This window comes from Streptomyces sp. NPDC006643 (assembly GCF_042870175.1).
Lineage (GTDB): Bacteria > Actinomycetota > Actinomycetes > Streptomycetales > Streptomycetaceae > Streptomyces.
The window spans coordinates 44563-69345 of the sequence record NZ_JBIAHA010000036.1; the positions used below are offsets into that span (position 1 = coordinate 44563).

At 69.1% G+C, this 24783-nt stretch carries 24 protein-coding genes and 1 pseudogene; 15 read left to right on the plus strand and 10 right to left on the minus strand.

Annotated features, from left to right (window positions below):
- Positions 1-73: 73 nt before the first annotated feature.
- A complete protein-coding gene (locus tag ACFYNU_RS35670) occupies positions 74-442 on the minus strand; it encodes an HIT family protein (RefSeq protein ID WP_356592357.1) in 369 nt (122 codons plus the stop codon).
- A 366-nt stretch (positions 443-808) separates the two neighbouring features.
- Here ACFYNU_RS35670 and ACFYNU_RS35675 point away from each other — a divergent pair, with 366 nt between their 5' ends.
- The gene (locus ACFYNU_RS35675) at positions 809-2017 is read left to right on the plus strand and encodes a DUF4241 domain-containing protein (RefSeq protein ID WP_356592356.1); all 1209 of its coding nucleotides are present in this window, start codon (positions 809-811) and stop codon (positions 2015-2017) included.
- Between the two features lie 55 nt (positions 2018-2072).
- Here ACFYNU_RS35675 and ACFYNU_RS35680 read toward each other — a convergent pair whose 3' ends face one another.
- The 3 genes from ACFYNU_RS35680 to ACFYNU_RS35690 are packed head-to-tail and all read right to left on the minus strand — an operon-like array spanning position 2073 to position 2895.
- The gene (locus tag ACFYNU_RS35680; protein ID WP_388768456.1) at positions 2073-2273 is read right to left on the minus strand and encodes an AAA family ATPase; all 201 of its coding nucleotides are present in this window, start codon (positions 2271-2273) and stop codon (positions 2073-2075) included.
- Positions 2270-2608, minus strand: a complete 339-nt coding sequence (locus ACFYNU_RS35685; RefSeq protein WP_356592354.1) for a hypothetical protein — start codon at positions 2606-2608, stop codon at positions 2270-2272. The genes ACFYNU_RS35680 and ACFYNU_RS35685 overlap by 4 nt, the downstream gene beginning before the upstream one ends.
- Positions 2605-2895, minus strand: a complete 291-nt coding sequence (locus tag ACFYNU_RS35690) for a hypothetical protein (RefSeq protein ID WP_356592352.1) — start codon at positions 2893-2895, stop codon at positions 2605-2607. Before ACFYNU_RS35690 ends, ACFYNU_RS35685 begins: the two co-directional genes overlap by 4 nt.
- Before the next feature lie 85 nt (positions 2896-2980).
- On the opposite strand from ACFYNU_RS35690, the gene ACFYNU_RS35695 reads away from it, so the two are divergent.
- Complete coding sequence (locus ACFYNU_RS35695; RefSeq protein WP_356592350.1) at positions 2981-3538, plus strand: GNAT family N-acetyltransferase; 558 nt, start codon at positions 2981-2983, stop codon at positions 3536-3538.
- 381 nt (positions 3539-3919) lie between these two features.
- Here ACFYNU_RS35695 and ACFYNU_RS35700 read toward each other — a convergent pair whose 3' ends face one another.
- Both ACFYNU_RS35700 and ACFYNU_RS35705 read right to left on the minus strand, forming a co-directional pair.
- Entirely contained in the window at positions 3920-4156 is a 237-nt protein-coding gene (locus tag ACFYNU_RS35700; protein WP_356592348.1) for a DUF6919 domain-containing protein, read from the minus strand.
- A gap of 587 nt (positions 4157-4743) precedes the next feature.
- Positions 4744-5922 (minus strand): hypothetical protein, encoded by a 1179-nt coding sequence (locus ACFYNU_RS35705; protein WP_356592346.1) that lies wholly within the window; start codon positions 5920-5922, stop codon positions 4744-4746.
- Positions 5923-6115: 193 nt separating this feature from the next.
- Here ACFYNU_RS35705 and ACFYNU_RS35710 point away from each other — a divergent pair, with 193 nt between their 5' ends.
- The 4 genes and pseudogenes from ACFYNU_RS35710 (at position 6116) to ACFYNU_RS35725 (ending at position 10060) form a co-directional block, all read left to right on the plus strand.
- Complete coding sequence (locus tag ACFYNU_RS35710) at positions 6116-6601, plus strand: SigE family RNA polymerase sigma factor (protein ID WP_356592344.1); 486 nt, start codon at positions 6116-6118, stop codon at positions 6599-6601.
- The gene (locus ACFYNU_RS35715; RefSeq protein WP_356592342.1) at positions 6598-7401 is read left to right on the plus strand and encodes a hypothetical protein; all 804 of its coding nucleotides are present in this window, start codon (positions 6598-6600) and stop codon (positions 7399-7401) included. Before ACFYNU_RS35710 ends, ACFYNU_RS35715 begins: the two co-directional genes overlap by 4 nt.
- A gap of 546 nt (positions 7402-7947) precedes the next feature.
- Positions 7948-8521, plus strand: a pseudogene (locus ACFYNU_RS35720) (dihydrofolate reductase family protein); the annotation flags it as partial.
- A gap of 1161 nt (positions 8522-9682) precedes the next feature.
- A complete protein-coding gene (locus ACFYNU_RS35725) occupies positions 9683-10060 on the plus strand; it encodes a hypothetical protein (protein ID WP_356592336.1) in 378 nt (125 codons plus the stop codon).
- Here ACFYNU_RS35725 and ACFYNU_RS35730 read toward each other — a convergent pair.
- Positions 10003-10605, minus strand: a complete 603-nt coding sequence (locus ACFYNU_RS35730; protein WP_356592334.1) for a peptidase inhibitor family I36 protein — start codon at positions 10603-10605, stop codon at positions 10003-10005. The genes ACFYNU_RS35725 and ACFYNU_RS35730 overlap by 58 nt on opposite strands.
- 197 nt (positions 10606-10802) lie before the next feature.
- On the opposite strand from ACFYNU_RS35730, the gene ACFYNU_RS35735 reads away from it, so the two are divergent.
- Complete coding sequence (locus tag ACFYNU_RS35735; RefSeq protein ID WP_356592332.1) at positions 10803-11777, plus strand: helix-turn-helix domain-containing protein; 975 nt, start codon at positions 10803-10805, stop codon at positions 11775-11777.
- Between the two features lie 412 nt (positions 11778-12189).
- Here the strand turns inward: ACFYNU_RS35735 and ACFYNU_RS35740 are convergent, their stop codons facing one another.
- Positions 12190-12399, minus strand: coding sequence for a hypothetical protein (locus ACFYNU_RS35740; protein WP_356592330.1), 210 nt, complete (start codon positions 12397-12399; stop codon positions 12190-12192).
- Between the two features lie 78 nt (positions 12400-12477).
- Between ACFYNU_RS35740 and ACFYNU_RS35745 the strand changes: the two genes are divergently transcribed.
- The 3 genes from ACFYNU_RS35745 (at position 12478) to ACFYNU_RS35755 (ending at position 15367) form a co-directional block, all read left to right on the plus strand.
- Complete coding sequence (locus ACFYNU_RS35745; RefSeq protein ID WP_356592328.1) at positions 12478-13308, plus strand: class I SAM-dependent methyltransferase; 831 nt, start codon at positions 12478-12480, stop codon at positions 13306-13308.
- Between the two features lie 162 nt (positions 13309-13470).
- Positions 13471-14160 (plus strand): tRNA-dependent cyclodipeptide synthase, encoded by a 690-nt coding sequence (locus ACFYNU_RS35750; protein ID WP_356592326.1) that lies wholly within the window; start codon positions 13471-13473, stop codon positions 14158-14160.
- On the plus strand, positions 14138-15367 hold the full coding sequence (locus ACFYNU_RS35755) for a cytochrome P450 (RefSeq protein WP_356592324.1): 1230 nt from the start codon (positions 14138-14140) through the stop codon (positions 15365-15367). The genes ACFYNU_RS35750 and ACFYNU_RS35755 overlap by 23 nt, the downstream gene beginning before the upstream one ends.
- Positions 15368-15432: 65 nt before the next feature.
- Here the strand turns inward: ACFYNU_RS35755 and ACFYNU_RS35760 are convergent, their stop codons facing one another.
- Together ACFYNU_RS35760 and ACFYNU_RS35765 are read right to left on the minus strand one after the other, a co-directional pair.
- Positions 15433-16794: a hypothetical protein gene (locus tag ACFYNU_RS35760; protein WP_356592322.1), complete on the minus strand. Its 1362-nt coding sequence runs from the start codon at positions 16792-16794 to the stop codon at positions 15433-15435.
- Between the two features lie 270 nt (positions 16795-17064).
- Positions 17065-17784 (minus strand): DUF2993 domain-containing protein, encoded by a 720-nt coding sequence (locus tag ACFYNU_RS35765; protein ID WP_356592320.1) that lies wholly within the window; start codon positions 17782-17784, stop codon positions 17065-17067.
- 145 nt (positions 17785-17929) lie between these two features.
- Here ACFYNU_RS35765 and ACFYNU_RS35770 point away from each other — a divergent pair, with 145 nt between their 5' ends.
- The 5 genes from ACFYNU_RS35770 to ACFYNU_RS35790 all read left to right on the plus strand — a co-directional run bounded on the left by ACFYNU_RS35770 (position 17930) and on the right by ACFYNU_RS35790 (position 24764).
- A complete protein-coding gene (locus ACFYNU_RS35770; protein WP_356592318.1) occupies positions 17930-18562 on the plus strand; it encodes a TetR/AcrR family transcriptional regulator in 633 nt (210 codons plus the stop codon).
- Positions 18563-18814: 252 nt separating this feature from the next.
- Positions 18815-20461: an MFS transporter gene (locus ACFYNU_RS35775; RefSeq protein WP_356592316.1), complete on the plus strand. Its 1647-nt coding sequence runs from the start codon at positions 18815-18817 to the stop codon at positions 20459-20461.
- Between the two features lie 238 nt (positions 20462-20699).
- Positions 20700-21698 carry an amidohydrolase family protein gene (locus tag ACFYNU_RS35780; protein WP_356592314.1) on the plus strand — a complete coding sequence of 333 codons (999 nt, stop codon included), beginning with the start codon at positions 20700-20702 and terminating at the stop codon, positions 21696-21698.
- 193 nt (positions 21699-21891) lie between these two features.
- Entirely contained in the window at positions 21892-22848 is a 957-nt protein-coding gene (locus ACFYNU_RS35785; protein WP_356592312.1) for a fumarylacetoacetate hydrolase family protein, read from the plus strand.
- On the plus strand, positions 22848-24764 hold the full coding sequence (locus tag ACFYNU_RS35790; RefSeq protein ID WP_356592310.1) for an acyl-CoA synthetase: 1917 nt from the start codon (positions 22848-22850) through the stop codon (positions 24762-24764). Before ACFYNU_RS35785 ends, ACFYNU_RS35790 begins: the two co-directional genes overlap by 1 nt.
- The last annotated feature ends 19 nt before the right edge of the window (positions 24765-24783 follow it).

Here is a 24783-nt window from a genome sequence, read left to right on the forward strand (position 1 = left end):
CCGAGTATGGTTCGGATCTTGCTTCTGGCCTGAACGTAGAGGGACTTTGTGCTCCGGGCGTGGGCTACCCGTCTTATGGCAATCGGTCTCTGCCCTGAGTCGAGGGCAGCGGAAAGCGGTCGTCCGCCTGGCGGGGCACGACGTGGACGTGCAGGTGGAAGACGGACTGCGTGGCCTCACGGCCCTTGCTGGTGATCAGGCTCGCGGCGGGCTGCTCAGCCATCAGTTCGGCGGCGCGGCGCATCACCGCGGCGGTGACTTCGGGGTCGGTGCTGGCGTCGTCGACGTGGACGCGCGGCAGGACCATGACGTGGCCTTCGGTGACTCCGCCGCTGCGCGGGCGGATCACGAGAGCATCGGGCCATTCGCGGACGATCACAGCCGGGGCGGTGCCGGCTGCGATGGCGCAGAAGACGCATGTCTTGTCGGGAATGGGCTGCAAGGGGACCTCCGGGGTCGAACGGGATGGTGGGCCGGAGCGCCGCCCCGGGCTTGGGGAGGGCGGGGCGGCGCTCGAAGGCGTGGCGTGGGAGTGCTGAGTGGCGCCCGGGGACGATCGGGGGCTGGGCCGGTGGTCGGGGCGTCAGTTGGTGAGCCGGATCGGCATGAGCAGGTAGCGCAGCGCCTGGTCGTCGCAGTCACATTTCGTCGGTAACCCCAGGCTGCGGGCCTCCCACAACCTCTGTGTCACACCTCAGTGGCAGACTGCGGCACGACGAAGTTTTGGAAGGGCAGGGCGTCGCGGCAGGGGTCACCCGTCGAACGCACTGCTCGGGGGTGGCTGGTGCCACGGGGGAGATGTTCGGCTGTGATCTTCGACAGTCTTGATGTGTCGTACGGCGAGATGTGGGGCTCCTATCGGGGAATGACCCATCGGAGCCCGATGTCACGCGCGCTCGCGGCACGCAAGCATGCGGCCGGGAAGGATTACGCGGTTCTGCTGTCCGCGCGGGAGCAACCGCTGGCACTGATCGAATACTGGCCGGGGCGGATGTGGCGTGTGTATCTGTTCGACGACAGGTCTTGGTGCATGCAGATGATCGACCTCAAGCCGCACGGCACGGGGATGTTGCTGGCTCAGCAGAACATCCGATGGCAGTTTCCCAACGATGAGGCGCACTTGTACGGGAAGTGGGATGTTCAAGAGACCACCACCGTCTCAGCCGACGGACAGATCGAGGTGAAGTCCGAGTTCGCCGGACCGCAGGGCGGATCGACGGAGTCATCGCACGATCGAGCATCCGGCCCGTCGAGCGTCCCCGGACGGCGGTTCGCGACGCCCGTCGAGGACTTCCTCTGTCCCGCACCGGAATTCGGCGACTGGCAAGTGTTCGCTCCGCTCCTCACCCAGCGGGGCCACGAGTCCGCCACGACCGTAGTGCTGAACGACAGGTCGGTGGATGAAGGATCGGGACCGCTGCGTGCCACCAAAATTGAGCAGCTGTTCAATCCGGGTGCGTGCGACACCCGGGAGGGGCCGGCCGTCGTCGAGCCCATTGACGCCGGCATGCTGCGGATCACCTCAGGGCAGCTGGCGGTCTCGGACCCCGGCTGGATCAGCAACCCACGGACCGTCGCAGTGCCGCTAGGCGACTTCCCGGTCACACTGTCGCTTTTGCGCACCAAACACGGGGCCGATGTCGCCGCGGCCAGGGTGACGTTTCTGGACGCCCCTCCCCATAGGTGGGAAATGACCCTCCGGCCCGACGAGGACCTGGGGCTGCTTGGCGAGGGCCAGTTCTACGGGGTTGGCGTGGATACCGGCACAGCGGCTTTCATGGATGCGACGCGGACCGTGACCGAAGACCAGCTGGACGACGACATCTTCATACCCCTCGATAGCGACAGCCATTTCAGCGTCGAACTGCCCGGCACAGAGCCCGAGCCGAATCTCATCGCCTTCCGTGCCGGCCAAGGCGACGGCTCCTACCCCGTCTGGACCGGCCGCACCGAAGACGGACAGGTCAGTTGCGTCGTCGTTGACTTCCAGCTCCATTCCGCCGCCGGGACAGAGTAAGGATCGCCGACCACCTGCGCGAGGCCGCACCGGCCGGTCAGCTGGGCGGACTGCTTCAGTTCAACACGCTGAACTTGACAGAGAAGTCGTCACTGACCAGGGTCCTGAACGTGTCGAGCTCCAGGACCTGCATGGCGGGCCAGGTGCGCGCCCACGTCGACTTGCCCGACCCGGCCGCACCGATCAGGACCACGAGCGAGTCGTCGGGGATCGTCGTGTCGACGGGCAGCGCGTTGTCCAGGCGGAACGGCTTCATGCGACTTTTCCTTGCGGGTCAAGAGCACGGGTGGCGTAGTAGGTCTGGAGGCCGGCGTTCTCGGTGATGAGCGCGGCGGCCTCGTGCAGCGGGCAGGACATCTCGCCGTCGCGGTCCGGCTCGATCCGTCCGGCGGCCTGCGCGGCGACGGTGAGCAGCTGCGTGAGGGAGCCGAAGACGCCGTCCTGGCGGTGGTCTTCGTGGTGGAACTCGCGCAGGATCTCCGCGAGCTCCTGGGCGTCGATCTCGCCGGTGAGTTCGTTCTCGATCTGCTGGAGAGCGAGCTTGGCGATCCCGGCCACCGCGCGTACGCGGTCCAGGCGGGTGCGGGTCACCGGCGGGTCCCGGGGCGGGTGGTGAGCCACGTGGTGACGGCGGCGGCGCCGATGCCGATGGCGCGGTGGAGCGCCGCGTCCAGCTCCATCCACGCACTGCCCGGCCCGTTGATCTCCTTGGTGACCGCGCCTTCGTCGTCGAGACGGACCGCTTGGCAGTGCTCGATGTAGCCCGTCTTCTTGGTCTTCTTCGCCAGCCACAGCAGTAACGCGCCGCGGTCGATCGCGGCGTGCGTTCCGGCGTTGATGGCCGCGCCGGCGAGCAGCGCGGTCGGCTGCCCCGACACTGATTGAGACTCGGCGAGAGACGAACCTCGGGCTGGCTCCTTTCCTGTTGGATCACCCTCACGGCGCCGCGATAGGTTGCCCGCCATGACTGAGCTCAGACCCCTCGCCTGGCCACCCGCTCCGATAAGGACCGAACGACTCGTGCTCCGTGAGTCCGAGGCCCGGGACCGTGCGGCGTTCATCGAGCTGTTCGCCTCACCAGAGGTACGCACCTATCTCGGTGGCCCTCGTCCGCGCGATGAGCTCGAACGCGCGACGCCCGAGGTACCCGGGCGGCGCCCTGGTCTTTTCGTCATCGCTCTCGACGGGGCGATGATCGGCACAATCACGCTTCTCGATCGGCGCGACGCGCAGCGTCCGGGACACATCCGTCCGGAGGCCGGGGAGGCCGAGCTCGGCTACATGTTCCTGCCGGAAGCGTGGGGATGCGGCTACGCCGCCGAGGCGTGCGCAGCGGCACTCGACTGGTTCGCCGACGCGTTCCCTGCCGAGCCGGTGGTGCTCTGCACCCAGACCGCCAACAACCGCTCGATGAGCCTCGCGGCGAAGCTCGGGTTCACAGAGGTGGAGCGGTTCGACGAGTGGGACGCCGAGCAGTGGTTCGGCGTGTGGTCCTCGGCCTCACCGGTTACTTGCGGTTAATTGACAGGGGTCTAGCCACCTGGGCAGCTTCGCGGCGCCGTTGTTTCCGGTCGTGAGGGTGTCGAGGGCGCGCCACAGGCGTTCGCCGCTGCCCCCGTACTCCGGGGCGATGACCGCGAGACTGACGGCGGTGCCGAGATCCTCGGAGACGGCCTGGCTGATGTGCGGCCACTGGACGCGGATGTCGCGGTAGCCGAGGTTGTGCCCGAATCACGTGTACGGCTCACCGGCGCAGGTGGTGACGGCGACCGGGTCCTCGTAGCACCCGAGCGCGGGGTCGTTCGTCACGGTGATGAGCCCGGCGTCGTCGGCCACGTCCAGGAGCCGGTAGCACAGGGTCCGATGGCTGACGTACCCCTCAACAGCGGCGCGCTGCTCCCACTACTGACCGTCTACGCCGAGCCCGACCTGGCTGGGCTGTGAGCCGACCGTGACGAATCCGGTGCGGTTCAGGGCGACGAGCGTGGGGATCAGGTGGGTGGTCTCCTCCTCGGGGCCGTAACGCGGGGCGTATCCGGGCCAGGAGCGGATCCTCCCCTCCAGCCACAGGGCCATCGGCTCCCCGAGGCCGGCGACGCTCTGCGGTGCCCGCCACCGCTGCCGCTCGTTCCGGCTCATCCACGGCAGTTTCAACGGGTCCTCCAGGTGTTCGGCGGGGCGTGCGCCTCCGCACCGGGTGATGACATGTGGTCAGGCGGCAAGCCGGTATGCGCCCGACGCCGGGGGAGTGGTGTAGGTGGTCGGGTCGGCCGGAGTGCCGTCGTGGCACTCCAGGCACGAGCCGAACTTCTTCAGCGGTGCTGGCGCAGCGCACTTGTTCCGGAGCCGTCGTATTCGTGGGCGCGAGTATCGCAGCGGCGAGGCAGTTCGATTCAAGGCTGGCCGTTAAGGAGTACGTCGAGACCAACGCTCCATAGCTCGCTCTGTGATTGCGACGTGCGGATAAGCAGTGGAGACCCGGTCGTGGTGATGACAAGGTGAGACTCATGCCGTCGCCCACATTCGAACAGCTCCTCCGTGAACTGCACGCCTCGCTCACACTGCGCAAGCGTCCGGAAGATGTGGCCCGGCTCATCCAGGATCTGTACGCCGCCCAGGGCACTGACCTCGATACAGCGACCGAGGCGGCGCTCGCCAAGGCTGCTGAGCACTCGCTGCGCAACCTCTGGCACGGCTATACCTCCATGCGGGGTCCGGCGCTGGTGTCAGTTCCCGCCGGTGAGCAGCAGGGGGCTGGGCAGGCCCATTGCCCCCTCTTCGTATCCGACGGCAGTAACGCCATGAGGGGTCCAGGCCACTCCGGTCAGGTGCCTGCCGGCGCCCGCGCTGTCCGAGGGTACGGACAGCTTCGACCACCGGCCGTCCCGTAGCCGCATCACGTACGGCGTGCCGTCCGTCTGCTCACCGGTGATCGCAACTCCCTTGGGTGCGAGTGCCAGGTCGTTCACCCGGCCGGTGCCTGCGGGCGCCGGGACCTGCTGCCAGGAGCGGCCGTTCCAGTGCGCCAGCAGCGCGTGTCCGGTGTCCGCGTCGTCGTTCAGCTTGCGGCCTGCTGCCCAGATGTCGTGGGCGCCGCGGGCCTCCAGGTCGATGAGTTCGCCGTTGACCCCGTCGTACGGGACCGGCACGCGCGACCAGGAAGCGCCGTCGTAGTGCAGCATCACGGGCCGGTCCTCGGAGGTGTAGCCGGAGACCCACACGTCGTCGTCGGCAAGGGCGGTGACGGAATTCGTCCACAGTGAGGTCGCGTCGGGCACCGGCACAATGTGCCACGCCTTGCCGTCCCAGTGCTCGACCAGCGCCTCCGCGTGCGTCTGCTGGATCGTTCCCCCGGGCTTGTCCGGGTCGGGTTCCTCACTGTCGACGACGATGAGCCAGCCGACCGCCCACACATCGTCCGAAGCCCGCGCCGACACGTCCAGCAGGCCGGCACCCGAGAGCCGCTTGCCCGCCGGTGCCGGCGCGCCGATCACCTGCCACGCGGAGCCGTCCCAGTGCTGGGTGAGAAAGGCACCGCGCTTCTCCTCGTACAGTCCGACCGCCCACGCGTCGTCCTGTGACACGGCGCTGATTTCGCTGATCTGGTTGGAGCGGTCGGCGAACGCCGGCATCGGTATTTGATGCCAGGCCTTCTCGTCGTCGTCGCGGGCGAGCAGCAGCGGCGTCCTGGGCTGGACCTTGCCTTCCTGACTGACCTGCACTCCGTAGGCCCAGGTGGTGTCGGCGTCCACGCGCGTGACTCCGGTCAGCGCGGCATCCCCCACACCTGACAAGTCCGCGGCGGACCACCGGGCGTCGGCGTGCGCGGTGCCCGCCGACAGGGCGATTACGGTCACTGTCAGCGCCGCGACGGCCGTTCTCGTGCGTACGTGGACTGCACTCATGCTGAACACTCCTGATGCGTGTGCGGATTCAACGTCCTCACCCCCTTCAAGTGCGGCGGCGGCAGTGCGGCGTTGCGGTGGCCGGCAACTTTTCTTCGCCACATTGCCTCGCCGCTGCCGCAACCCGCCGCCCGGGCCACCGCACTTGAAGGGGAGGGAGTCCGCACCGGCGGACCGGTAAGGAGGGGGCGCGATGGAGCGCGGTGAGCAGGCGCTGCACGATTTCGTCCGCGACAGACGCCTGGCACTCTTCCGCAGTGCCTACCTGATGTGCGGCAACCGCGATGAAGCGGAGGACCTGGTGCAGAGCACGCTGGTCAAGGTGGTCCTGGGCTGGCGGCGCTTGCAACGGCTGGACAACGTCGAGGCCTACGCCCGCAAGACGCTGTTCCATACGTTCATCGCGGGCAAGCGCCGGTTCTGGCGGCGCGAGCGCGCCTACGGGGAAATGCCCGAGCAGGTTGCTCCCGAATCCGACTCGGAGACCGGGATGCTCGTGCGGTCCGCGTTGGCCCGCATCACACCACATCAGCGCGCCGTACTGGTGCTGCGCTACTGGGAGGACCAGAGCGTCGAGGCGACCGCCGCGCTGCTCGGGATGCGGGAGAACACGGTGAAGAGCCACACAGCCCGCGGGCTGGCGGCCCTCCGTGCCGAAGTGGGAAAGGAATTCGCATGAACGAGACACACACTGATGAGGTGCGTGACCTGCTGGCGCGGGCCGCCGAGCAGGCCGGCCACCCCGCGCTGGCCACGACAGCGGTCTTTGCCGAAGCCTCCAGGGTGCGCCGCAGACACCGCCTCGTAGTGGCGGGCGCCGCGCTGGCCACCGTGGCAGGCTGCCTGGCCACCGTGGTCGGCATGACCCTCGGTAAAGCGGAGCGGGCCCCTGCCGCGGCCTCCTCCCCAGCTCATACGGAACTGACCGGCGGCTCCGGACGGGAGCAGAAGCTCGCCGGGCTGCTACCCGCCGGCACCGGGAGGATCGAGGAAATCTCCCTGGCCATGCTGGTGAAGGATGCGGACCTGGCGAGTTCGATCAGCGAGGTCGGCGACGGCGCACTGGACGGCAGTTACGCCGTCCGGCGCGGCGGCGGCGTCGGCTATCTCCGGATCGCCCTGCGCGACCGGAAAGAGATGGAGGCCAAGATGCCGGGCCGGCACGGCCTGACCGACAACCTGTGCGCACAGACCGAGGTTCCCCGCGCCGACTGCGTACGCGAAGAGCTCTCCGGCAACCGGGTGCTGACGATCTGGCAGCAACCGCAGGAACAGGACGACAGTGCCACCCTGGCGTGGGGAGAGGAACTCACCGGCCAGCTCGCGCTCCCCGACGGCCAGACCCTGTTCATTCACGACAGCACCGGGTTCCGCGGCCACGGAGAACTCGGCCCTCTGCTCCCGACCCCGCCCCTGACCCGTGCGCAACTTCGCACCCTGATGCTGCAACCGGGACTGGTGACAGCGGATCCGGTGTAGCCCGCACATCAGGTACGTACGCATCAACGCACGCCGGACGGTTCCTGGCCGGCCCGGCCGCCTGCGTGCCTTGCTACGCGGCCAGAGGCGGCCGTCCACGTTCCGTCGACACCGGACGGCCAGCCGCCACGCTCGTCAGGGTGGCGCGGCGGTGCGGACTGTTGCGGTGTTGCGCTTCACGGGCACCGGGCCGGCCTCGGTGTACCGGGTGCCCATGACGTTGTGAACGGGACGTTCGCGCAGTGGCCTTCCCCGACTGACCACTGGTAGAAGCGGGAGAGGACTCCGATCCGCAGGTCCACGTCGCTTCGTCCCAGCCCCTCGTCGGGTGGGGCGGGAAAGCAGATCGGAAGACCGTTGCCCGGGCGAGCTGCCGGGCTTCACCGAATACGGCCGTCCACCTGGCTTCATCGACGTGGGCGAACACCGCTACGACAAGATCTTCTACGTGCTGGATTTCCGTCGGTGACCACGACCTCGCTGAGCTGGCCCGACGGCGACCCGCTGGTGCTTCTCGATCTTTCACGCGAGATGATCGCGGTGCATACCGGCACGGGCGACCTCGATCCCGGCTGGAAGTTCTGGCACACGGCGGCGACAAGCTCGTCCTGGCTGTCGGCGACGCAGCCACCACCAAGGCGCGCCCAACCTCGGTGACCTCGCTATCGTCCAGAGCGTCCCCGCCGAGGCTGTCTGGCCGGCTGCTCTCGACGTCCTTGGCGGCGTGTACGGCGTCAAGCGTCTGATGGTCGAAGGCGGCGGCACCATCCACACACAGCTCCTCGAAGCAGCGCTTGCCGACGAACTCCAGCTTGTCATCGCGCCGCTCCTTGTCGGTCAGCCGGACGCGGTACGGATGCTCGGTCCCGCCGACGACGCCCGGCTCACCACCGCCACGATCTACAGCTACCTGGAACCCTGCGCCAAGCGGGCATCCCGCCCCCGCCCCTGCGCCCAGCTCATCCGGGACAGCGGCCTCCGCCGTGTCGTCACCGCCTGGAGCGAGCCCGACACCTTCGTCGCAGGCGCCGACGGCACCGAGCTCCTCGAAGACGCGGGCGTCACGGTCGTGAGCCTGCCCGAGTACGCGAACGTCGCCCAGGCCCTGCACCTGCTCTGACAACCAGAGCCGGGCGGCCTCATCGCTCTCGGGACCCTCATTCTGCTGGAGTCGGGTAGCTGAATTCCCAGGTCGGATCCCAAATGGCTCCCAAGATGGCCCCGAAACGGCTAGGGGCCCGACCCGCAATGCGGATCAGGTCCCTGAGCTGCCGCTTTGGCTGTCGGAGTGGCGGGATTTGAATCCACGATCTCTTCGTCCGGAAGAAAGTACGGAGAGAGCAGATCGCTGCGGCGCATGGTGGGGTTCCTTCGTCGGCGGTCAGTGCACTCACTGTTGAGATCGGCGGCCCGGAAGGTCCAGCGACAGATTGTCGGCGCCAGCAAATCGCCCAGGCCCAGGGCGTGTTGATTGCCCTGTGCTACGGCCCCTTCGGTAAAGCGGGGGCATTCGCTCACGGCAGACAAGAACAAGTTCCAAAAGACTGGAACCCCCGGTCAGGGCTATGTCAACGTACAACGTCCCGGAAACGGATGTCAGACAGCGCAGCAGTTCGGTGCGACTGAGGCTGCGGTGGTTCGCAGTCTCACACCACATCAGACTGCCTCGCCGACATGGTCGCTAAGTAGGAGGCGCCTCTACTGGATCCCGCTAGTCGATCCGCCCGCTTCGCTTCCTCCGCTGTCTTTGCGCTCGGAGCACTGAACGCTTGGTCCGGCCAGGTGGCGGGTACCGACGGCACTGTGCTCGCCGGGCTGTCCGTCTGCCCGGCCAGCCCATTCGACGAGGACCCGTTGCAATGCAGTCTGCCGTCGTGACAGTGCTGTCCTCGCACACGTGGCGGCACATCGCCGAGCTGCAACTCGGCACGTTGCTTGCGCCATTGAGGTACCCGAGCGCGACGCAGCGTGAAGTCTCGCGCCCAACGGATGATGGGCTATTGGCGCTTTTCACGGACGGTGCGACCCCGGTCTTGCGTCTATACCAGCTGCCGTCCTGCCGGCGGACCGAGAAGTTGTTGGATTCATCTGATGCGGCGCGCAACATAGACGACGATCGCCGGTTAGCCAAACCGGCCACCATGCGGACCATTGGTTCAAGCCCGCAGTGACTGGTTGCGCAGCTGAGCCGCTGCGAGTCGGTTTGAACTTCATCTCTGCCTTTGCGTGTCGAAGTTCCTCCGACAGAAGTAGGAGCTGCGTATGAATCCAGGAGGAACGTATGGGGTCTCAGTTTATGGACGCTCGACAGACGGCGCGATATTCGGCCTTCACCGAGCCCCCTCACCGGACCGGCGAGGGGGCTCAGTTGTGCCTGCTCGGGCCGGCGACCCGGACGTGCTGGACGCGGTCGAGCGGCGCCCCCCAACTGCCCGACTCCGTCCAGGCCGTCGCCTTTCACCCGGAGACCGGCCGGCTCGGCCTGCGCCCCGACTCGCCCGCGTACGGCACCCAACCGCGCCTGATCGCCGCGCGGATCGTCCCCGACGGCCGGACGCGGCGCGTCCCCCGGGCGCGCCGCGTCGCTCTACGCCTCTGCTGTCAGCAGGGGCTCAGCCACCACACCCAGCCCCAAGGGGCGTGGCGGTCCTCGCTGTAGCCGCCGGGCGAGGTCCAGCCGAGGTTGCCGTTCGAGTCGTAGAACTTGGCGTACAGGGTGGAGCGCTGGTTGTTGATCCAGGAGCCGGTCCCGCTCCAGGGGATGTAGATGAGGTAGTTGCAGGTGTACAGGCGCAGTTCGTCACCGGTGAAGTTCTCGCCCGAGTAGGCGCACACATAGGTGTACGGGCAGCCGGCGGCCGCGCCGCGCCCCGCGTCCGGGGCGGTGAGGTCGCGGGCGTTCCGCTCGCCGGGGAGCGTGAGCAGCAGTTCACCGCCGCCGGCCAGGGCGATCTTGTTGGCGCCGACCTGTGTCCCGGGCGTCTTCGCCAGGTAGCCGTCGACCCGGGCTTGGAGGCCCTTGGCCTCGGTGCCGTTGAGCCCCGCGCTGGTGGCCTGGGCCGTGAAGTCGGTGCGGGCGCCTGGCGCGGCGTCGGCTGCTCCGGCGGAGGCGGGGGTGGCCACGAGGGCCACGAGGGTCAGCATGAGGGCGGCGAGAGCCTTCGCCCACCCGCCGGTCGGTGAGGATCTCTGCGTCAGTTTCATCATCGGGCCACCTCTGCTTCGTCGTGGTCATGCGTCGGAATCATCACTGTGGGGTGCGCGGGCCCCGCCCGTCGTTGGCGTCGTGTGCAAGTTCCTTTCGCACCGCGTGCACGACCGGGCCGGTTGACCGACTTCGCCCTATGCCGCGGCCCGACCGGCCCCAACAATGGGCGTGTCCACATCACGGAGGGGGAAGCGTGAACGGGATCACCACGGTCTCCACCACGAGCGTCGGCGCACACGACGGCTTCGAGTGGTGGTCCGGGATGGTCGGCGACGCCGTCATGCCCGTGGCCATCTCCAGCCCGTACGCCGACCGCTTCCGCGGCACCGCCACGGCGATCCGGCTGGCCGACACAGACGTCTCCGACTTCGCCTTCTCACCGATGACCGCACTGCGGGCCGCCGCCCACATCCGGCGCGCGGACCCCGAGCAGTACTTCCTCTTCCTCGTCCACGGCGGCCCGATCGGCATCGAGCAGCGCCGCAACAACACGCTGCTCACGGCGGGCGACATGGCGCTCTTCGACACCTCCCACCCGCTGAGCTGCGAGTTCCGGGACGACGGCCGGCTTTCGCATGTCAGTCTGCTGCGCCTGCCCAGGGCCACCCTGCCGTTGCCGCAGGACCGCGTCGACCAGCTGCTGGGCACCGCCCTTGCCGCCCGCACCGGGTCGGGAGCGCTACTCGCCTCGTACCTCACCGGGCTGCGCGCCGAGGCCGGCCGGTGCGAGCCGGAGGAGCTGCGCCGGCTGGGCACCGTCGCGCTCGCGCTCTCCGCCACGTTCCTCGCGGCCCGGACCGACAGCCCGGTCCCGATGGCCCACGAGACCCGGCACCAGGTCCTCCTCGCGCGGGTCCGGGCGTTCATCGAGGCCAACCTCACCGATCCCGGCCTCGGCCCCGTCGCCGTCGCGGCGCACCACCACATCTCCGTTCGGCTGCTCCACCTGCTGTTCCGCGACGAGCCGGAGACGGTGGGCGCCACGATCCGCCGGCTCCGCCTCGAACGCAGCCGCGCCGACCTCGCGAACCCGGGCCTCGGTCACCGCCGGATCGGCGAGATCGCCGAGCGGTGGGGATTCCGTCACCAGGCGGACTACAGCAGGGCCTTCCGCCGCGCGTACGGGATGGCGCCGAGCGACTTCCGCAGACAGGTCCCGCCCGGGTGACGACGAAGGGCACGGCGCCGGATGTGTTCTGCGGCGTCCGGCCCCGCGGCAACGGCTCGATGCGAGCAACGCAGCCGCGGCTGAGCGGCGTCGACCTCGCGCGCCAGGCCCTGTTCGCGGCCCCGGAAGCGTCGAAGAAGAACGGCCCCACCCGGACGAAGAAGCCGAAGCGGCGCACGGGCACGGCCGTACGACGGCGCGAACGTCCGCGCCCTGCACGTCCTGGCACCCACATCGGTGACGGCCGACCCCGCCACGGCGGCACCCGCCTCCCGGCCCCCGAACTCCCGTCGGTAGCCCTGAAACCACGTGGCCGGGTGCGCTGACCCGACCTGATCGATTCTGCGACGGCCCGCCGCCTGGCCTTCACCGAGCGCATCGGGGCCGAGGGCGGGGTCGAACAGACCCTGTCCTACTGGACGTTGGGCAAGGTCCCGGCCCTGCGCGGCGAGGGTGGCGACAGCGCCATGGTCCTGGTGTGGATCACCGGCGACGAGGACCAGGTGCAGAAGACGCTGGAGCGGACGGCCCGCACCGCCGCTCCGGCGTTCAACGCGTGCACGCTTCCGGCCGCTTGCGAGCGCGTACGGCGCCGGGGCGCGGCGACAAGACGGAACAGCACACGAGGAACAACGCACCCGTGCCCCGCCGTGCGCACTCCAGCGCCGGCCGAGCACAACGACACACAGAAAACGAGGAGATGACGGTGGATTCCCAATTCGACACAGCGGTGGCGGCGTACGAGAGCAGCATGGAAGAGATGCCGTTCCGGGAGCACGTCGAGGCGTACAGCTTCCTGAACGCGGTCGGTGACATCCGCGGGCGGAATGTGCTCGACCTCGGGTGTGGCAGCGGGTTGTACGCCCGTCGGCTGCGCCGTGCCGGGGCGGCGCGTGCGGTGGGGATGGACGAGTCGATCGCCATGGTGGAGCACGCCCGGCGGCGCGAGGAGCGCGAGGGACTGGGCGTGGAGTACGTGGCAGCGAACGCCGCCGACCCCGCCGCCGGAGACCTGCCGGACATCGCCGGTTCATTCGACGTGGTGACAGCCGTGTACGTGCTGCCCTACGCGTCCAGCAGGGAGGCACTGGAGGGGTTCTGTACGACGGCGCGGCGAGCGCTGCGCGCGACGGGTGGGCGGTTCGTGGCCGCGGTCCTGAACCCGGGCTTCTCCACGGATCCGCAGTGGTACCGGGGCTACGGCATGCTTCTGAGCTCGCAGCAGTCACCGGCGGAGGGCACACCGGGACACCTGCGGGCGTGGGTGGGGCCGGAGGTGCTGGACCTCGACTTCTTCCGCTGGTCCGCGGAAGCGCACGAGCAGGCTTTCAAGGCGGCCGGATTCGACCGCGTCTCATGGGGCCGCCCGACCGTGTCCGAAGAGGGCCGCGCAAAGTACGGGGAGGCGTTCTGGGCGAACTACCTCGACTGCCCTCACGCCCTGATCATCGACGCGCACGCCGGCCCGGGATCTGCACCCGACAGCCGTGCCTGCCCGGCCGAAGAGACCTCGTCGGCACCGAACACGTGACCCACCCCCCCCCGCAGGTCTCCGAACCGACCCGCCCCAACCGCCCAGAGAAATGAGGCCGCCGCTATGAGCCGAGTCCGTACAGCTTCACCGCCCCACACCGCTACAGACGGACCCCCGGGAGCGGCGGCACAAGACACCCCGGGCCCCAGCGGATTCCGGGTGGAGGGATTTGATCTGCACAACCCACGCCTGGCAGAGCGTTACGGCACCCTGGTGCTGGGCCTGTCACCGTTCAACTCCTTCTACTCCACGCAGACCGTGACCGACCTCTGCCAAAGTGCCGCCGTGTCCTTCTCCGACGTGCACGTGGTCCTTCCCGGGGCCCCCGAATCGGCGCTGCGCTACATATCCGCCGGCAAGGCGCCGCGGCACGCGGTCCAGCGTTCCAAGCGCGTCATCCACAACATGCGCAACGTCGCACGGCGCACCCTGGCCGACTGCGGGGTGACCGACACGGACACGCGGGTCCATGTGATGACCCGTTTCGCCTCCCACCCCGGCTACCAGAAGAGCCGTGCCCGCATCGAGAACGCCTATCGCACCCAAGCTCCGATGCGGGAAGCGGTGCACGCGATGACCCGGACAGCCCTGGCCACTTCCACCGACACGGAACCCTCTTCGGCTCAGATCGAGACCAATACCCGCTACATCTTCGCCGAGGCCCCGCTGCTGCTGGACGCGGCCGGCATGCTCGCGCGGCCCAGCGCCTTGTTCGTCTACCACCGCCGGGTGCCCGTCTACGACGTGGTGGCCGCCGGCCTGGTCCCCGGCCTCACCGTAGGGGCGGGCCACGCCCTGTCCGTGCTCACCGATGAGAGGAACGACCATGACAACGACGATTCCCGATGAACTGACCTGGCCCGACTCCTTCCCCACCCGCGGCCACGGCCTGCCCCCCGAGATGTTCGACCTCCTGCGGCGCGAACGGCCGGTGGCGCCGGTGGTCTTCCCCTCCGGCCACCGCGCCTGGCTGGTGACCCGCCGCACCGACATCACCGCGATCGGATCAAGCCGCGACTTCTCCCGCGACCTCACCTGCCCCGGCGGGCAGCGCATCGCCGGAGACGATTTCAACAGCGTGCCCGGCGGCATCTTCAACCTCGACCCGCCCGAGCACACCACCGTACGTCGCGTAGTGCAGCCGTTCTTCAGCTCGGCCGCCGCGAAGGCCATCGAACCCGCCATCGCCCTGGCCGCCGCCGACCTGGCGACGGCACTGCGCGACGGCCCCAACCCCGCCGACTTACACCGCGCCTACGCACATCCGCTCGCGGCGACCCTGGCCTGTGACCTGATGCGCGTGGCACCACGCCAACGCCGCAAGATCGTGCCCCGACTGCGCTCACAGGTCGATTACACGACACCGGCCGCCAAGATCGACACCTCCACCCGGTGGATGCTCGACTTCGCCGACGAGGTCATCGAAGCCAAGAGCGCCGACTACGAAGTCGGAGGCGAACCGCGCGACCCGGTCGAGGCGCTGATCCGCGCCCACCACCGCGGGACCATCACCGCGGAGCATCTGCACGCCACGGTGATGTACCTGTTCGTCACCTCCGCGGAACCGGTCACCGGCCCGGTCACCACGGGCGTGTACACCCTGCTGCGGCACGCCGACCAACTCGCCCGCGTACGGCGCGACCCCGGTCTGTGGCCCACCGCGGTGGCCGAACTGCTGCGGCTGCATCACAACGGCATGACCTCCATGCCCCGGCTCGCCCTGGCCGACACCGAACTGCACGGGGTGCGCATCCGGGCCGGCGACGCCGTGGTCACTCCCTGGGTCGCCGCGACCTGGGACCCGGAACACTACAAGCAGCCGGAGCGATTCCGCCTCGACCGCAGCACGCGTGAGGATCCCGCCATCACTTTCGGCACCGGCCCTCACTTCTGCCTCGGCGTCAACATCGCCCGCCAGTACCTGCAAACGGCACTGTCGACTCTCTTCACACATCTTCCGGATCTGGCGCTGGCGGCCAAGCACGAGGACATCGCCTGGGAACCGGACACTTACCTGTTCACCCGGCCAACGGAATTGCCCGTCACTTGGTCCTGAGCCCGTCGGCCCGACCGGCCGCCCAGTCGGAGACAGGGGCGAGGGACCGGCGGATGGTGATCGCTTCAGCGGGCGGCGCGGCGTGGCGGGAAGGCCCGTGCGCGGTGGATCACGGCGGCGGCCTGTGGCTGGCGGCGGAAGCCGCGCAGGGACGTCCGCAGGCGTCGGTGAGCCTGGTCCGCTGGGGCCGAACGCAGGCTGGGGTAGTGATCGAGGAAGATATGCCAGTGGACGCAGGATTCGTCGAGATGTCCGACGGAGAGCAGCGTTTCGGCGAGCCGGGCCCGGGTGAGGGCGCTGGAGCGGTGACGGTCGTCGGCGCGGTCGTCGGCTGAGGCGGTCAGGGCTCGTACCGCCTCCGCGGTGTCCCCTAGGGCGAGGCACACCCGGGCGCGCTGGTAGTCGAGACCCGCCCGGGGATAGCCGGTGAACGGCCCGGCGGGGCTGGTGGCGCGGTCGTGCTCGGCCTCGGCCGCCGTGAGATCGCGGACGGCGCGGTGGGGCTCCCGCGCATGGGCGTGGGTGAGCGCGCGCTGGCTCAGCAGGAACGCGCGGGTGGCGGCATCGGTCCCGGAGCCCGCGGTGTCCACGGCCGCGCCGGAGAGTTGCCCCGCGTGCTCCCCGAAGCCGAGGAACAGCGCCTGGAGGCTCATGGCGCGCAGCGTGATCGCGAACAGGCGGCGGTCGTCGGCCTCGCGGGCGAGGTCGAGAGCGGTGGTGAAGTAGCGCTGGGCAACGCTGTGATGGCCCGCGTCCATGCTCATACGGGCCTGGAGATGGGTGAGTTGCCCCGCGCCGGCGAACAACTCCCGTCGCAGGGAGGGCACGGCGGACGTGGTCAGCAGCCGGCTGATGTCCTCGGCGAGATAGGCCGCCAGGGCGGAACGCGCGTGGTCACCGCCATGACGCTCCATGAGGTCGGCGAAGACCCGGATCATCCGGTGCAGCCGTTCGAGATCGCCGGACGTGGCCTGTGGGCCCACGCCCTTCCGCGGCGCGGGATGGCGTCCGGGGTGCCAGAAGGGCGCCTTGGCGGCCAGTTCGTAGACGGAGCGGGTGAGTTGGGCCCGGCGTACGGGGTCGGTGTCGGCGCGCGACAGCGCGGCCAGCCGGTCTCCCACGGGGTCCGCCACTGACAGCGGGCCGGGGAAGGATTCTCCCGTCGCCTGCGGGGGCCGGGCGAGGCCCGTCTCCTCGACGGTGACCAGACGGCCGCTACGGCGGCTGAACGCCGCCGCGACCAGGTCGGGTACGGGGGTACGGGGGCGGGAGCCGGTCAGCCAATGGGCGACCGACGTACGGTCGTAGCGCAGCGGCAGGCCCTGGGCCGCGCCCAGATCGTTGACGGCGCGTGCCAGTTCCGCCCGGTTCCAGTCGGCCTCGTCCAGCAGAGCGGTGAGAAGTCGATTGGGCTGTTTGCGGGCCAAGGCCCCTTGTCTCCTCGGTTGAGGGCAGGCCGATGGGACGACAGGGGATTTCTCCCATGTCACCCCCATCATCCCGCTGTTGACGCCGCCCGGACAGTCAGCGGTCCGAACTGTCGAGCGATAACGGCACCTCTTCGCGAACCCACAAGCGTCCAACGGGCCGGCCGTGACCTCCGGGAGCGGGATACTGCGGGCGGTCGGCCGAATGGTGGTGCTGCGGCCGGAGACGGCCTTGAAGGGGCGCCCGAGCGGGCGATGCCTTCGTAGGTGTCAGGCGGCTTTGCCGGAGGGCTGGAAGGAAACGTTCCGTCCATCGAAGCGGGCCTCAAGGCCTTGCTGCCCGGTGGTCAGGGAGCTCAGGTGGAGTCCTGCCGGAAGGTTGCGCAGCGGGACGGGATGCTCGAAGGCCCCGGTGAGGATCTCGCGCATGCCGGCGGGAAGCGAGGCGCCCGTGATCTTCACGTTCTCGAATGTGATCGCGTTGCCGTGGCCGGCCTTGACGGTTGCGGTGACCTTTGCCGTCTCACCCAAAGGGAGTGGCAGGCTCCCTTGGACCCGGCCAGGGGCGGCTGCGGGGCCCACCTCGACCCCCAAGGTCCGGGACAGGTCCTCGTAGGAGACGTACGCGGTCGCGGATGCTGTGCGTGCGCGGGCGGCCTGCGCGTCGGCGGAGGCGGTCAACCCGTCCATCGCAACGTCGAGTTGGCTGATCGGCAGCGGCCTCTGGGAATCGGCGGGTATGCCCTGGGCGGCGATGTCGACTCGGTCGAGGCGACCCCGCGCGACCTGTGTCAGCGCCGGGAAGCCGTGGACAGTCACCTCGGGCTCTCGCGGGGTGCCAGTGGCCTCCTGGAAGGCCGTCGCGATCTTGTACTCAGCACGGTTGGCGACGGCACTGTCAATCAGGGGAGACGCGACGGCTCCCCCGAAGGCGATGGCTGCCGTCAGCACCGTGATGCGGCGTCGTCGAAGGTGGCGGGGCGAGGACATGGAACCTCCTGTAGCGCGGCGCCCACGGGTGAGCCGGCGGATTTGCCGACAGACGAGTGGTGGGCTCGGTTGATCAGTTCTGAGAATTCCGTCATCGTAATGGATTGATGTTCTCATCAGTTCTGTTGTCAACTAGGATCTACTCATGCAGCCCTCGACCACCCAGCCCGCGAACCGCTTCGAGCGCCGGCGAGCCAAGACCCGCCAGGCCCTCATCGGCGCCGCTCGCCAGATCATGGCCGAGCAAGGAGACACGGACGTCAGCATTCAGGCGATCGCGGACCGTGCGGACGTCGGCTTCGGGACCTTCTACAACCACTTCGAGACCAAGGACGCTCTCTTCGACGCAGCGGTCGCCGACGCCCTGGAGGAGTACGGACAGCTGCTGGACGCCGCAACGGCGGAGATCGAGGACACAGCCGAGACCTTCGCCGCCAGCGTCCGCCTCACGCTGCAACTCGCCGCCAGCCACCCGGAGATCACTGGGATTCTCCGCTTCCGCGGACTTCAGCACGTCCACAGCGGAACCGGACTCGGCCCGCGGGCCCTGCGTGACCTGGAGGTCGGAAAGGCGTCCGGGCGCTTCGGCATCAAGGACGCCCAAGTCGCTCTCGGGGCTGTCGGCGGCATCGTGCTGGCCCTCGTCCAGGTCGGGGCCACCAGCGACCTCAAGGCCACAGCGGGCGAGGAGACGGCCGAGCTGGTTCTGCGCATGCTCGGCCTGCCCGCCGAGGAAGCGCACGAAATCTCCGTCAGGCCCCTGCCCGCGCTGGGGTAGACAGCGTCTCGCGGCAACCGCATCAGGGCGGCACATCGGGCGGGTGGAGGTATGGCCTCCACCCGCTTCTCGCGTTCGGGCGGCCCACCGGTGCGCCCCAGCGGCACCCGGCGCCGCCACGCCAGTCGATTCGGCGGGCGCACCCCTCGCCGCACCCTGTCGGCAGTCCGGCGCACCGCCTGCCCGTGGCCTGCTCCACTTAACCGGATCTTTCGATCGTAACTGATGGAACTATCAGTTACGATCGATTCCATGAAGCCTGTAACCGGGGAAACCCCTCTCCGCCCGGGCCGCGCCGGCACCCGTGGCGTGCTCTTTGCCATGTGCCTGTCGCTGGTCCTGGTCGTCGCGTCGGTCTCTGCGCTGAACCTGGCCCTACCGGACCTCGCCGTGGACCTCGATGCCTCGAACTCGTCCCTGACCTGGATAGCCGACGGCTACACCGTCGCTCTGGCCGCGCTGGTCCTGCCGCTGGGCGCCCTCGGCGACCTGTTCGGCCGCCGCAAGATCCTCATCCTCGGCAACCTGGTGTTCGGCGCGGCCGCCCTGCTCGCCGCCTTCGCCGACTCCACCACCCGCCTCATCGTGTGGCGCGTACTGATGGGCGTCGGCGCAGCGATGATCATGCCCGGCACACTGTCCACGATCACTTCGGTGTTCCCCGCGGAGAAGAAGGACCGCGGAGTGGCCACCTGGTCCGGCTTCGCCGCGGCCGGCGCCATCATCGGCATGCTGATCGCCGGCGGACTCCTGGAGCAGTGGACCTGGAAGTCGATCTTCGTCGTCAGTGCGATCACCTCCCTCGCCTGCGCCCTGGCCGCCCTCTTCCTGGCGCCGGAATCGAAGAGTTCCGAGCCGGAGCCCTTCGACTGGGGCGGCTCCGCGACCACCGCCCTCATGGTGGGCACGCTCGTCTACGGCATCATCGAAGGCAGTGACCGCGGGTGGACCGAGCCCCAGACCCTCATCGCCTTCGCCGTCTCCGCCCTCGCGCTGACCGGCTACATCGTGCTCGGATTGCGCAATCGCCATCCGATCCTCGACCCGCGCCTGTTCGTCCTGCGCGGCTTCCGCGCCGGCACGATCGCGATCATGACGCAGTTCATGGCCGTCTTCGGATTCTTCTTCGTCGGCCTGCAGTTCCTCCAGCTCATCCTCGGATACAGCCCGCTCAAGAGCGCCGTCGCCCTGTTGCCGGTGGCCGCAGTGGTCCTGCCCGTCTCACAGCTCACCCCCCGTCTCACCCGCCGGCTCGGCTACAAGGCGGTACTGCCGACCGGGCTGCTGTTCCTGGCCGGAGGCATGTTCTGGCTGACCACCCTGAACGCCGACAGCGGCTACCCCGCCTTCCTCGTCGCCCTCGTCGTCGCGGGCCTCGGCATCGGCCTGATCGGCTCCGCCGGCACCAGTTCGATCGTCGACTCCCTCGGGCCCGACCGCCAGGGCGTGGCCTCCGCCATGAACGACACCACCCGCGAGGTCGGCTCCGCGGTCGGCATCGCCATCATGGGATCGGTCTTTTCCACCCAGTACCGATCCGCCCTCCCCGACACCATCGGGCAGCTCCCCGCAGACGCCGCGGAGACGGTGCGCCACTCCGCCGCCGGAGGACTCGAGGTCGCATCCCACCTCGGAGGGCAGGGCCTGCGGCTCGCCGATGGCGTGCGCGACGCCTTCATGAGCGGCTTCATCGACGCCATGGGCGTCATCTCCGCGATCCTCGCCCTGGCCGCCCTCGCCTGCCTGATCTTCGCCCCGGCTCGCACCCGGAACACCGAAGGCAAGGCCCCTCAGACACCCCAGGACGACCTCCCGCCCGCCGGAGGCACGGCCGGCACCGGCAGCCGCCGGACCCCGGCATCTGTTTCCGCTTCAGGTGGCGAGGACGAAGCGAGGTGATGGCCCTGTCCCGTTGACCGTCCATGTCGCTGCCTGCGGTCCACCGTGCGCGGTCGGCTGTGACGCGGGGCCGGGCCAAAGGCTCCACAAGACTGCTCTCGCGTCGGTGGGGGAGGGCGGGCACTCCGGCTGTGGTGCGAAAGATGTCATTTCTCCTTGACTGATCGTCCACGCGTAATTGACGATTCCATCACCTAGGTGATGGGGGGACGACCCGTCACCGGCGAGGAGAGCCCCCATGACTGACAACAGCGCTGCCGCGAACGAGTCCGCCGGTGCCCCGCCGCTGCGCGGCGCGATCGACGTCCACGCCCACTTCTTCACCACCCGGCTGCGCGCGGCGATGCGGGACGCGGGCATCACCCAGCCGGACGGTATGCCTGCCATTCCTGACTGGGACCCGAAGTCCGCGTTGCGGCACATGGACGAGGTGGGGATTCAGACGGCGATGCTGTCGGTGTCCTCGCCCGGAATCGACTTCGGCACCCCGGGTGCCGTCCGGGACCTGGCCCGCAACGTCAACGACGAAGGCGCCAACCTGGTCCGCACCTGTCCGGGTCGCTTCGGCCTGATGGCATCGCTCCCGCTGCCGGATGTTCCCGCTTCCCTCGCCGAAGCCGAACGTGCCCTCGACGACCTAAGCGCCGACGGCATCGCCCTGCAGACCCACTACCGGGGCCACTACCTGGGTGACCCCCTCTTTGAACCGCTGATGGAGCTCCTCGACGACCGGCGAGCCGTGGTGTTCCTCCATCCGACCTCACCCCAGTGCTGGAAGGACACCGGCCTCGGTTATCCCCGCCCCATGATCGAGTTCCCCTTCGACACCACCCGGGCCGTGGCCCATCTGATCCTTTCGGGCACCCTGCGGCGTCACCCCCGCATCTCCTTCATCGTTCCGCATGCCGGCGCCGCCCTGCCCGTCCTCGCCGACCGCATCGCTGTGTTCGCCCTGATGCGGGCGGACAGTCCGCCCGTCGACGTTCTGGCAGACCTGGCCACGCTCCACTTCGACCTCGCCGGCTTCGCCCTTCCCCGGGCCCTGCCCGCCCTGCTCAACCTCACCGACACCCGGCACCTGCTCTACGGCAGCGACTTCCCCTTCACGCCCGATTGGGCCGTCGAAGGCCTCGCGCGCCCGCTCGTGGAGGCTCTGGACCCGGCCACGCGCACGGACCTGCTGCACGGCAACGCACGGCGCCTCTTTCCGCGCCTGGGTGAAGCCCTCGGCGCGTAGGCGCGGGCGAGAGCCTCCCGCTCGACCCACTCGCCGGAAACACACTGTTGACAGATGAGACACTCAACAGTGATGCTTTTATCAGATTAGGTGGGTGGAGGTAACGCATCCGCAACCAGAGGATGTCTTTCCCTCTCCGCACCGTGCGTCGGGCACTTCACGCCCCTCCCGAAACTCCGAGCAGGAGAATCCCATGAGCACAGCCGTTGTCCGTACGAGCGAGGGCTGGTGGGTTCAGCGCGCCGACGGCAGGGTCCACCCGGTCCGCACCGACGCCGCCACCACCGCCGAGCTCCTCGCAGACCGGCCGGCCGTCGAGCGGGCCGCACAGTCCGAGGACGGCTGGGAGGACCTCGGACCGCGCGAGTTGCTGTCCCCGGTGACCACGCCCTGCCGCGTCGTCGCCCAGATGGTCAACTACCGCTCCCACGCCATCGACTCCGGATTCAACCCCGACCTCGTGCCCACGACCTTCTTCCGTAAGGCCTCCGGGTCGGTGTCGGGCCCGGCCGAGGAGATCATCCGCCCCGGACACGTCCAACTGCTCGACTACGAAGTCGAACTCGGGCTCGTCTTCGGCGCCCCGCTGCCCCTCGACGTCGACGTCACCACCGCCACACTCGGTCAGTACATCGGTGCACTGGTCGTCGCCAACGACATCAGCGCCCGCGACGTGCAGTTGCCCAAGACCCAGTTCTACGAGAGCAAGTCCTACCCGACCTTCACCCCGCTCGGCCCGCGACTGGTGCTCGTCGACGAGCACGACCTCGCTTCGCTGGAACGGCTGCGTCTGGTGTGTGCGGTCAACGGCGAGGTCCGCCAGGACAGCACCACAGCTGAAATGATCACCAAGCCGGACCGGGCTCTGACCACACTCGCCCGCTTCCAGACCATGGCCCCCGGAGACATCCTCCTGACCGGCACCCCGGGTGGCACCGCCCTGCGCTCCCCGGGCAAGGCCATCGAGCTGATCGGATCGCTCCTGCCGCCCGGGAAGAAGTGGAAGACGTTCTTCGCCCGGCAGGCGAAGAATCCCGCCTACCTCAAGCCCGGGGACCTCGTGACGGCCTCCATCGGCACCGCCGACGGTTCCCTTGATCTCGGCACCCAGCAGACCCCGGTCCGTGCCGCCACAGCGAAGGCCCTGTGATGACGACCTCATCGGCTCCCGCCCTGTGGCCCGACTACGCCACCCCCGACTCCCTGGCCACGATCGAGGGAGTGCCGCTGGCCGCGCGGAACCTGCCGACGTCGACCTACGCCGTGCTGGACCGCGCTGCCGGGCTGTGGCCCGACAGGCCCGCCGTGACCTTCCTGCCCCGCGCCGAGGAGTGGGAGGAAGGCCACACCCGCACTTTCGCCGAACTGCGCACCGAAGTGCACCGGCTCGTCGACCTGTTCAGATCTCACGGCATCAGCCGCCGTGAGTCGGTAGGCCTGCTTGCCCCGAACACCGCGCTCCTGCCGACCGCGTTGCTGGCAGCGCAGACCGCCGCGATGGCCGCCCCGGTCAACCCGCATCTACCGGCCGACCACATCACCCGGCTCCTGCGCCTGGGGCGCACCCGGATTCTCGTCGCCGCCGGACCTGAACTCGACCCCGAGGTGTGGCGTACGGCGCTGGCGGTGGCGGCCGAACTCCAGCCCGTAGCTCTCTACGCGCTCCGGCCCACGGGCACCACAGGCGCCGGTCCGGCTCTGGAAGCTCTGGGGGGAATCACCGTTGCCTACCTGGACGCCGCGCTGTCTGCCAGGTCGGACGAACGGCCCTCCGGCGTGCCGAACGCCTCCGACCTCGCTGCCTTGTTCCACACCGGTGGCACCACCGGCGCGCCGAAACTCGCCGCGCACACGCATCACAACGAGGTCGTGGACGCCTGGAGCATCGCGGCCAACTCGCTCCTGGACGAGCACTCCGTGATCTTCGCCGGACTTCCGCTCTTCCACGTCAACGCTCTCGTCGTCACCGTGCTCGCCCCCCTGCTGCGCGGACAGCATGTGGTGTGGACGGGACCGCTCGGCTACCGCGAACCCGCCCTCTACAGCCACATCTGGCGCATCGTCGAGCGCTACCGCATCTCCGCGATGTCCGCGGTGCCCACCGTCTACTCCGTCCTGGCACAGGTGCCCCTGGACGCGGACATCAGCTCCATGCGGTTCGCCGTCGTCGGCGCCTCAGCGCTGCCCCCCACCGTCCGCACCGCGTTCACCCAGCACACCGGCGTCGAGATCTGCGAAGGCTACGGCCTGACCGAAGCGACGTGCGCGACGGCCCGCAGTTTCACCGGCAGCGACCACCGGCCCGGATCCGTAGGGCAGCGGCTGCCGTACCAGCAGGTCAAGACCGCTCTGGTCGACTCGCAAGGTAACTGGCTCGACCTGCCACCCGGCAGCCCCGGCGTCCTGCTCGTCAAGGGCCCCACCGTCTTCGCCGGCTACGTCGCCGGCCACGGCCCCGAAGGACTGCACCTGGACAGCCAGGAGACCGTACGCGACGGCTGGCTCAACACGGGAGACCTTGCGCGCGTCGACAGGGACGGCTTCATCCATCTCCTCGGCCGCGCGAAGGACCTCATCATCCGCGGCGGCCACAACATCGACCCTTCCGTCATCGAGAACGCGTTGCTCCAGCACCCGCACGTCACCGGAGTCAGCGCGGTGGGCCGCCCCGACCCCCACGCCGGCGAGGTGCCCATCGCCTACGTCACCCTCGGCCCCGACGCACCCGAGGCGCTGACCCGTCCCGGCTACCTCATCAGCCACGCACGCAGCCACCTCCAGGAGAGCGCGGCCGTCCCCAAGGACGTCATCGTCCTCGACGCCCTGCCGGTCACGGCCGTCGGCAAACCCACCAAAGTTCCCCTGCGTATACGGACGCTTCAGCAGACCGTTCTCGACGAACTCACCGCCGCCGGGCTTCCGTCGGACCCGAAGGACGTCAACTGCCGTTTCGACGGAGCACGCCTGGCCGTCACCCTTCCCCGGCCCGCAGCCACCGAGGACGTAGACCGCATCACCGCCGCCCTCGGCCGGTACACCTTCGCCTGGTCCTTCACCGCAGCCTGAGCACCAGACACCTGGAGCC

Excerpts from the sequence above, each read along its gene's own strand:
- ACFYNU_RS35780 (WP_356592314.1), top strand. The coding sequence starts at position 20,700 with ATGACTGACAACAGCGCTGCCGCGAACGAGTCCGCCGGTGCCCCGCCG.
- ACFYNU_RS35700 (WP_356592348.1), bottom strand. The coding sequence starts at position 4,156 with ATGAGCCGGAACGAGCGGCAGCGGTGGCGGGCACCGCAGAGCGTCGCC.
- ACFYNU_RS35755 (WP_356592324.1), top strand. The coding sequence starts at position 14,138 with ATGACAACGACGATTCCCGATGAACTGACCTGGCCCGACTCCTTCCCC.
- ACFYNU_RS35725 (WP_356592336.1), top strand. The coding sequence starts at position 9,683 with ATGGGGTCTCAGTTTATGGACGCTCGACAGACGGCGCGATATTCGGCC.
- ACFYNU_RS35705 (WP_356592346.1), bottom strand. The coding sequence starts at position 5,922 with ATGAGTGCAGTCCACGTACGCACGAGAACGGCCGTCGCGGCGCTGACA.
- ACFYNU_RS35775 (WP_356592316.1), top strand. The coding sequence starts at position 18,815 with ATGAAGCCTGTAACCGGGGAAACCCCTCTCCGCCCGGGCCGCGCCGGC.
- ACFYNU_RS35710 (WP_356592344.1), top strand. The coding sequence starts at position 6,116 with ATGGAGCGCGGTGAGCAGGCGCTGCACGATTTCGTCCGCGACAGACGC.
- ACFYNU_RS35770 (WP_356592318.1), top strand. The coding sequence starts at position 17,930 with ATGCAGCCCTCGACCACCCAGCCCGCGAACCGCTTCGAGCGCCGGCGA.
- ACFYNU_RS35695 (WP_356592350.1), top strand. The coding sequence starts at position 2,981 with ATGACTGAGCTCAGACCCCTCGCCTGGCCACCCGCTCCGATAAGGACC.
- ACFYNU_RS35730 (WP_356592334.1), bottom strand. The coding sequence starts at position 10,605 with ATGAAACTGACGCAGAGATCCTCACCGACCGGCGGGTGGGCGAAGGCT.
- ACFYNU_RS35790 (WP_356592310.1), top strand. The coding sequence starts at position 22,848 with ATGACGACCTCATCGGCTCCCGCCCTGTGGCCCGACTACGCCACCCCC.
- ACFYNU_RS35765 (WP_356592320.1), bottom strand. The coding sequence starts at position 17,784 with ATGTCCTCGCCCCGCCACCTTCGACGACGCCGCATCACGGTGCTGACG.
- ACFYNU_RS35680 (WP_388768456.1), bottom strand. The coding sequence starts at position 2,273 with ATGAAGCCGTTCCGCCTGGACAACGCGCTGCCCGTCGACACGACGATC.
- ACFYNU_RS35785 (WP_356592312.1), top strand. The coding sequence starts at position 21,892 with ATGAGCACAGCCGTTGTCCGTACGAGCGAGGGCTGGTGGGTTCAGCGC.
- ACFYNU_RS35745 (WP_356592328.1), top strand. The coding sequence starts at position 12,478 with ATGACGGTGGATTCCCAATTCGACACAGCGGTGGCGGCGTACGAGAGC.
- ACFYNU_RS35715 (WP_356592342.1), top strand. The coding sequence starts at position 6,598 with ATGAACGAGACACACACTGATGAGGTGCGTGACCTGCTGGCGCGGGCC.